This is a genomic window from Leisingera sp. JC1 (assembly GCF_001679925.1).
In the GTDB taxonomy this organism is placed as follows: Bacteria; Pseudomonadota; Alphaproteobacteria; order Rhodobacterales; family Rhodobacteraceae; genus Leisingera.
On the sequence record NZ_LYUZ01000154.1, the window covers coordinates 1 to 7,474 of the forward strand.

A 7,474-nucleotide genomic window follows, 5' to 3' on the forward strand; every position below is an offset into this window, starting at 1 on the left:
CTTGGTTTTGCTCTGGATCACGGACACGCGTTCGCGAACGCGATCATCCCTCACCAGGTCGGCGACGGCCAGTTTCACCAAATCGCATCCGCGAAGCTTGCTATCAATGGCCACGTTGAACAGCGCAAGATCGCGCAGGTTGCCCGCCAGCTCGAGCCGCGCGCGGATCGCCCAGACCTGTTTCGGCAAAAGCGGCCGTTTCTGGCCGATGATCCGGCCCTTGTTCCAGGCTCTTCGTTTCGGGGTGACAGCGGGAAGTTGGACTCTTGGCATTGTGCGCCCTCCAATCCTCCCGCCAAAACCAAACATCAGCACAGCGCTGACGCCTCAGTTTACTGGTGGTTTGAATGGCCGCTGTCAGGTTGCTTTTTTCTTTGGGAAACGCTGCAGACGCATTGGGCAGCAGAGAGCCCGAACACGACATTCATTTTGGAAAACCTTTTGCGGATGCAGCGCCGCCGCCCACTTTCCCCTGTTTCCAGGGTGTCGCGGCCCTCGCAAGAAGGAACAATCGCGCGCACAGCGCTGCAGGTGGCGCTCAACGTAGCCGCTCGTCTTTCACGATCCGACCGTCCTCGAGCGTCACGATCCGGTCGGCCAGTTCCAGGACCCGGTTGTCGTGTGTCACCATGACAGTCGTGGTTCCCCGGCTCTGTCCGAGCTCCTTCAGCATGCGCACGATCGGGATTGCCGTCTCCTTGTCGAGCGCCGCAGTCGGCTCATCTGCGAAGATGATGTCGGGGTTCGAGACCAGCGCGCGTGCGATCGCAACCCGCTGCTTCTGGCCCCCCGACAGGTTGCCAGGCAGATAGTCGATTCGGTCCGCCAGGCCGACAAGCCCAAGCATGTGCTCTACCGCTGCTGCCTGACGGGCAGGATTGCCCCGGCCGTGGACTTGCAAGCTGGTCAATACGTTTTGCCTCGCAGTCAGGCTCTCATGGAGGTTGTGGGCCTGGAAGATGAAGCCGAGGCGGCGACGCATGGCCTCCAGCACCGACATTCCCGCCCCATGCAGCTCGGTCCCGAGCAGACGAACCGAGCCATCCTGCACGTCACGCAGGCAGCCCATCAGGGTCAGAAGGGTTGTCTTTCCGGAACCCGAAGGCCCAACAAGAATGGTGAGGCTCCCTTGGTCGATGGTCAGGTTGACGTCAAAGATCGCCTGCTTTCGCGCTTCGCCTTCTCCGAACCAATGGTTCAGGGCCGTCACTTCGATTGGAAACATCAGAATAGCTCCGCCGGGTCCGCCGTCCGCAGGCGCCGCGCCGCGAGCGAGCCGGAGGCTGCGCAGGCGATGATCGTGCCGATGAAAACCATGACGCCCCGCGTGACCGTCATCGCGATCGGCAGGCCTGTGAGCGCGGCAACACCTTGATAGAGCCCGAGGGCGACAAGAAGCCCCGGCAGGAACCCAAGGGCGCCCAGGATGAAGGACTCTTCGAGCACGATGCTCAGGAAGAACCGGTGCGGGTATCCCATCGCCTTGAAGGTGGCATATTCCGCGAGGTGGTCCGCCACGTCGGTCGAAAGGACCTGATACACGATCACTAGCCCGATCACGACGGCCATGGCCACGCTAAACCCGAAGATCACGCCCGTTGGACGCTGGGTCGTCTGATAGGTCAGATCATCAGCTTTGGCGGTCGCAAGCGACCGCACCTGGACAGGTTCGGACGCCAGCCGCTCGGTCAGACGGGCGACGACCTCCGCCGGATCGGCGCCTGGCGCCACATCGACGAGAATATGCGAGGGTGTCCCGGAAATCCGGTTTGGGAACAGCCTCAGGAAGGTCTGATCCGATACGGCCAAGGACCCGTCGGCGTTGAAGCTGCCCCCTAACGCGAAATTTCCCGTGGCAGTCACCGTCCGGCCATTGGCTTCGAACTGGAGCGGCGTGTCCGGCGAAACTTGCGCCAGCGCCTCGGCATCTGCGCCGCGCGTGCCCCGGTCAATGAGCGCGGTATCGGGCACCGACAGCGTGGGCAGTGCATCGCGGATGAGCGGCCCGGCGAAACGTTGCGCCTCCACGGGCAGCCCGTAGACGGTCATCTCGGCGATTGAGCCGTCCTGACGTGTCCATTCCACATTGCCGAGGTAGAGCGGTGCCGCTGCCGCGACCTGCGGATCGGACAGCGCCTGATAGAGCACCCGTCTGGCCAGCGGCGAGCCGTCGGTCAAGGTGTTTGCATCCGAGGCCGAGATGAAGATGTCGCCCTGAAACGGCGCGTAGGCGACCGCGATGGTGCCATTGAGGGCCCCAAGGATCCCGAGCTGCACCAACACAAGGACATTGGCGAACGCCACCCCAGCCAAGGCCGCAGCCATACGCCCGCGGTTATGCGTCAGCTGCAGCCAGCCGATCGGCAGTCGCCTCAGCAGGAGGGTCAGAAGATGGGTCACTGCTTGGTCCCCGTCTCGATCCGGCCCGTGACTTCGAGACCGCTCAGGGCCGCCGCGCGCGCCGAAGAGGCTGCATCGAGTGCGACCGTCACGCGGACGATGCGGGCATCGGTGTTCGCGGCCGGATCGGCGGAGAGCACCGTCTGCCGCTCGACTTCATAGCCGATCCTGATGACTGAACCGGTGAGGGGCTCCGCCAGTGCCGCGCTGTTCAGCGTAACAGGCTGGCCGGGCGACACGCGGCGGATGTCGGTCTGGTAGACCTCGAGCTCGGCTTCCATTCGGTCCGTGGCGCCAAGCGACACGATGCCGTCAGCATCGGGCTGCTCACCGACCCGAACGTGCAGCGCGATGATCCGGCCGTCCTTGGGCGCAACCACCTGACCGCGAGCAAGGTTGGCTTCTGCCTGGATCAGTTCCACCCGCGCAACATCGAGCTGGCGAGCCGCCAGAGCCACGTCCGGCTGATCCTCACCCCCCTGTTGCCGAGCCAAAAGTGCCTCTGCGCGCGCCAGTTCACTTGCAGCTTGCAGAGCCAGGGCGGTCGCTCGCTCAAGAGCCGCGCGCGTCGTAGCGCCACGTTCGGAGAGGCTCTTTTCGCGGTCCGCCTCGTCCGCAGCAAGCTTCGCGGCGAAGGCTGCACGATCCCGGTTCGCCTGCGCCTCTGCGAGCGCTGTCGCCACCGAGGCACGTGCCTGTGTCAGGGCGGCTTGCCGCGCGGCCACATTCGCCTCGGCCGCGGTCACGGCCGTGCGGTATTGTGAAAGGCTGTCCAACTCGGCAATCACATTGCCTTCGCGCACCACCTGCCCGACGCTGACCATGATACGCTCGATGCGGGCATCTCCCGCCCCGTAGGGCACGGACACGCGTATGATATCGCCTTCGGGGATCAATCTGCCCAGGGCGGTGATGGACGGCGGAAGAGGCTTAGGCGGCGCGACCGGGGTTGGCGCGGGGACCGCGATCGGGGTGCCGCTGCCCGCGCCCGGCTCCAACCCGGTGAGCGCGAAGAAGCTGCGCAGGAGGGGCGGCTGGAAGTACATTCCCGCAACGGCTCCGCTGAACAGGAACAGGACGAGCAGCGGCACCCGCCACAGCTTGAACCTGCGATAGATGCCCTGTCGCGCCGACTTGGCACGGGGCTCCTTCTTGGGAGCCGCCTTGCCATCATCCGCGAGTGGGAGTTTTGCGTCATCCAGCATTTTGCCGATCTTCCAAATTTGAATATGATACGCGAAGTTCCGTGCCGAACCGCTCAGAAGATGTTCCCGGCTGGGCGAATGCGGCGTCAGGCTGCGCCCGATCTAAATGCATGCTGATCACTCTCCGACGTCGGCGCGTTCGCGGGGGAAGAGACGAACGTCTCCCTCCCGCATGGTGACAAAGCGCTCGGCATGGGCCGGGTCTTCGGCGAGCGCCCTCGCGAGGTCCTCGACCGGTTCCTGGAATTCCTCGGACGCCAGCTGGAAAGTGCCGAAGTGCATGCCGATGCTGTAGCCGGCCCGCAGGTCGCGGTGGGCCATGAGCGCTTCTGCAGGATTCATGTGCAGCGGCTTCATAAACCAGCGCGGCTCGTAGGCGCCCATGCCCAGCAGTGCGACCTCCGGTGCTCCCAACGTCTCCCGGATTTCGGTAAACTGCGATGAATATCCCGAATCTCCGCCGAAGAAGAGACTGCGGGAGCCGCGCGTGATGTAATAGCTCCCCCAGAGACTGCGATCCCTATCCCGCAGCCCGCGCCCGGACGAATGCTGCGCCGGGGTCAGCACGATGCGCACGCCCGATGCGGCAACGACATCCTGCCACCAGTCCAGCTCCGTCACCGCCATGATGCCCGCCTCATGAAGCAAGGTGCGGTTCCCCAAGGGCACGTAAAATTGCGGCGAGAAGCGTGCGTTCAGCTTCCTGAGCGTTGGCAGGTCGAGGTGATCGTAGTGATTGTGGCTGATCAACACGACGTCCACCTCGGGAAGCGCATCGAAATCGATCCCCGGCGCGCGCACCCGCTTGGGTCCGAACCAGGACACCGGACTGACCCGGTCGGACCAGACCGGGTCAGTCAGGATGGTGAGGCCGGGCAACTGGATCAAGAAAGTCGCATGATTGACGAAGGTCACGGCCATGCCGTTCACGCCAAGGTCGTGGTCGAGCCGCGGGGTGGCGGTGTTGGCTACTTTGTCCGGCCACGACGGTCGACCCTCGGAGATCATACCAAATACATCCCGAAGGCCGGGTCTCACTTGGTCTTCCAACGTCGGGTTGATGAACCGTTCGCCATCGAAGTGATCTGAGAGCTGGAACACCGTTTCTTCTCCATCATGGCCTGTTTGCTGCCCTTCAGCTTCCTGCTCGCACCCGGCGACCATCAGCGTCACGAGCATTGTGCCCACGAGGCGACGGAAGGAGCGGCCTGCAAGGAAAGTCATCTTGAGATCGGACTGATGAGCAGCGGAGTCTTCCCGATGAACTCGGGGGACTTCGCCTGTGCCAGGATGAACTCTGCCACATCAGCACGAGAGATCTTGTTGCCCGTCACCCCACGCAGGTCGGTCACGGCACGGACCTTGCCCGTGCGGGGACCGTTGGTCAGGAAGCCAGGCCGCACGATGATCCAGCGCGCCACCCTGTTGCGGATGATGGCCTCCTGCCGGTCCTTGTCGGCATACATCCGGCGCAGAACCAAGGGCATGAAGACCTTGTCGTAAAGAAACCCCCCGTGACCTTTGCTGTCACCCGCGCCGATCCCAGTGACCGTGATCAGAAGCTGGTCGGGTTGCAGAGCCGCAGCGAGCTTCTCGGCGGCGTTCGAGAAGAGCCGTACCTCTCCCGTCACGTTCCGCGTCCCGAGCGTGTCGCAGACGACATCCTGGCCCTCGACGACATTTGCGACGGCCGTCGCATCCTCGGCGGAGCCTTTCACGATGCGGAGACGAGGGCTCTTCTCGGCCAAGGACGCGGGATCACGAACGAGCGCCGTCACTTCGTGACCGTCGGCAAGCGCTGCCCGAACGAGTTCAAGCCCAATACCGCGGGTGGCGCCAATAACTGCTACTTTCATGGGAGTTTCATCCTGAAGTTCGGGTTGCAATGGAAAGATCACGCACCGGATATATGAAGTTCAGTCCACACCGAGACTGCCGAGGAGAAGTGCAACGTTCTGCTTATGCAGCTGACGAGCATCCAGTGCCCCCGCCCCGGGGAAGACGGTTCCCCAGAGCGACAGCATCATGGCAGGTGCCATCACCAGCCGCGGATCAAACTCTGCCGCCTCAGGTTTCAGTTCGCCGCGCGCAACGCCTCGCAGAAGCAGCCTCTTCACCGCGTCGAAACCACGACGCAGGACCGTGGCTTCGTAGCGCTCGACGAGTTCGGGAAACCGGTGACCTTCAGAGATGAGCACCTTCAGGAAAATGAATGAGCCGCCTTCAACCATCTCTCGGCGCACTTTCTCAAAGAAGGCGAGGAGCGCTTGTTCCGTTGTGCCCTCGAATATCTCCGCCGACTGGTTGGCCTGTTTCATGCTTCGGACGATCCTCGCTTCGACCGCGGCCTCGAAAAGCGCTTCCTTCGAGGAAAAATAGCGGTAGATCGTGCCTTTTGCGATGCCAGCTCCCACAGCGACATCTTCAAGTCGCGTGGCCGCAAAACCTCGCACCTTCCACAGCTCTATCGCTGCCGCGATGATCTCGTCAGGGCGCGCATCCTTGCGGCGCTCACGCTTTTTCAGGGTCTTCTTGGTGGTGTCTTCCATGCAAGTTCTGCCTGTGGCCATTAGTGATTCGATGGTCATCAATCCACTAATGACTTTTCGGTCACTAAGCAAGACCCTAGGGCGCGCTTCGCTAGGCTCAGAAATCAGCAACTGGAATTGAGCGCTAGGCGCGTTGGATGGCCGCGCCGTCTTGCATCTACGTCAGTGAGATGCGATTAGTGACCCAATAGTCATTAATTCATCGAGCTCGCATTATGATCAGCAGGACGAGGCGGGAGTAAATAGAGAGATCATGGCACGTCATCTGATCACGTCGGCGATCCCCTACATCAACGGGATCAAGCACCTCGGCAACCTCGTGGGCAGCCAGCTTCCGGCCGACCTCTTCGCGCGCTACCAGCGGGCGCGCGGCAATGAGGTGCTGTTCCTCTGCGCCACCGACGAGCATGGCACTCCCGCCGAGCTCGCCGCCGCCAAGGCCGGCAAGCCGGTCGCCGAGTATTGCGCCGAGATGCACGAGGTGCAGTCGAAGATCGCCGAGGGTTTCCGCCTCAGCTTCGACCACTTCGGCCGTTCCTCGAGCCCGCAGAACCACAAGCTGACCCAGCATTTCGCCGGTGTACTGGCCGAGCGCGGCTTGATCCGAGAGGTGTCGGAGACGCAGATGTTTTCGCCCACCGACGGACGCTACCTGCCGGACCGCTACATCGAGGGCACTTGCCCTAACTGCGGCTTCGAGGACGCCCGCGGCGACCAGTGCGACAATTGTACCAAGCAGCTTGACCCGGTGGAGTTGATCAACCCGCGTTCGGTGATCTCGGGCGCGACCGACCTCGAGATGCGCGAGACCAAGCACCTCTACCTCTGCCAGAGCCAGATTAAGGACGAGATCGAGGCCTGGATCGACAGCAAGAGCGACTGGCCGGTGCTGACCACCTCGATCGCCAAGAAATGGCTCCATGACGGTGACGGGCTGCAGGACCGCGGTATCACCCGCGACCTCGACTGGGGCATCCCTGTGAAGAAGGGCGAGGAAGAATGGCCCGGCATGGAGAGCAAGGTCTTCTACGTCTGGTTCGACGCGCCTATCGAGTACATCGCCTGCGCGCAGTGTGAGTGCTGGACGTAATCTCCCCAAAACGGCTGGATGAAAATTCCCCAGTTTGGCGCCGATGCCGATGATCAGGGGGGCATGCCCCCCTGATCATCGGTCGCGCATACTTCCCCTGTAGAGGCCAATGGAAAGGCTCGCAGGTGGTGGGATTGAGGGAGATCGTGATGATCTTTGAATTGAAGCGGCAGGGCCTTGGCATCAGCGCAATCGCGCGGCAGACCGGGCTCGACCGCAAGACGGTAAGG

Annotated in this window: 6 protein-coding genes and 2 pseudogenes; 1 reads left to right on the forward strand and 7 read right to left on the reverse strand. The window is 62.7% G+C overall.

What is annotated here, in order from left to right; genetic code table 11:
• From A9D60_RS24240 to A9D60_RS24270, 7 genes and pseudogenes are all read right to left on the reverse strand, one after another.
• Positions 1-273: pseudogene (locus A9D60_RS24240) on the reverse strand (integrase); the annotation flags it as partial.
• Between the two features lie 265 nt (positions 274-538).
• Complete coding sequence (locus A9D60_RS24245; RefSeq protein ID WP_065269961.1) at positions 539-1,225, reverse strand: ATP-binding cassette domain-containing protein; 687 nt, start codon at positions 1,223-1,225, stop codon at positions 539-541.
• Positions 1,225-2,400, reverse strand: coding sequence for an ABC transporter permease DevC (gene devC, locus A9D60_RS24250; RefSeq protein WP_065269962.1), 1,176 nt, complete (start codon positions 2,398-2,400; stop codon positions 1,225-1,227). Before devC ends, A9D60_RS24245 begins: the two co-directional genes overlap by 1 nt.
• Positions 2,397-3,605, reverse strand: a complete 1,209-nt coding sequence (locus A9D60_RS24255; protein WP_065269963.1) for an HlyD family efflux transporter periplasmic adaptor subunit — start codon at positions 3,603-3,605, stop codon at positions 2,397-2,399. The genes devC and A9D60_RS24255 overlap by 4 nt, the downstream gene beginning before the upstream one ends.
• Positions 3,606-3,722: 117 nt before the next feature.
• The gene (locus A9D60_RS24260) at positions 3,723-4,784 is read right to left on the reverse strand and encodes an MBL fold metallo-hydrolase (protein WP_217492095.1); all 1,062 of its coding nucleotides are present in this window, start codon (positions 4,782-4,784) and stop codon (positions 3,723-3,725) included.
• A 41-nt stretch (positions 4,785-4,825) separates the two neighbouring features.
• Entirely contained in the window at positions 4,826-5,461 is a 636-nt protein-coding gene (locus A9D60_RS24265; protein WP_065269964.1) for an NAD(P)-dependent oxidoreductase, read from the reverse strand.
• Between the two features lie 60 nt (positions 5,462-5,521).
• On the reverse strand, positions 5,522-6,154 hold the full coding sequence (locus A9D60_RS24270; RefSeq protein WP_065269965.1) for a TetR/AcrR family transcriptional regulator: 633 nt from the start codon (positions 6,152-6,154) through the stop codon (positions 5,522-5,524).
• Between the two features lie 253 nt (positions 6,155-6,407).
• Here A9D60_RS24270 and A9D60_RS24275 point away from each other — a divergent pair.
• Positions 6,408-7,226: pseudogene (locus tag A9D60_RS24275) on the forward strand (methionine--tRNA ligase); the annotation flags it as partial.
• Positions 7,227-7,474: the final 248 nt, after the last annotated feature.

What these genes read in the sequence shown, in the direction of transcription:
- A9D60_RS24245 (WP_065269961.1), bottom strand. Translation starts at nt 1,225, where the DNA reads ATGTTTCCAATCGAAGTGACGGCCCTGAACCATTGGTTCGGAGAAGGC.
- A9D60_RS24255 (WP_065269963.1), bottom strand. Translation starts at nt 3,605, where the DNA reads ATGCTGGATGACGCAAAACTCCCACTCGCGGATGATGGCAAGGCGGCT.
- A9D60_RS24260 (WP_217492095.1), bottom strand. Translation starts at nt 4,784, where the DNA reads ATGCTCGTGACGCTGATGGTCGCCGGGTGCGAGCAGGAAGCTGAAGGG.
- A9D60_RS24265 (WP_065269964.1), bottom strand. Translation starts at nt 5,461, where the DNA reads ATGAAAGTAGCAGTTATTGGCGCCACCCGCGGTATTGGGCTTGAACTC.
- A9D60_RS24270 (WP_065269965.1), bottom strand. Translation starts at nt 6,154, where the DNA reads ATGGAAGACACCACCAAGAAGACCCTGAAAAAGCGTGAGCGCCGCAAG.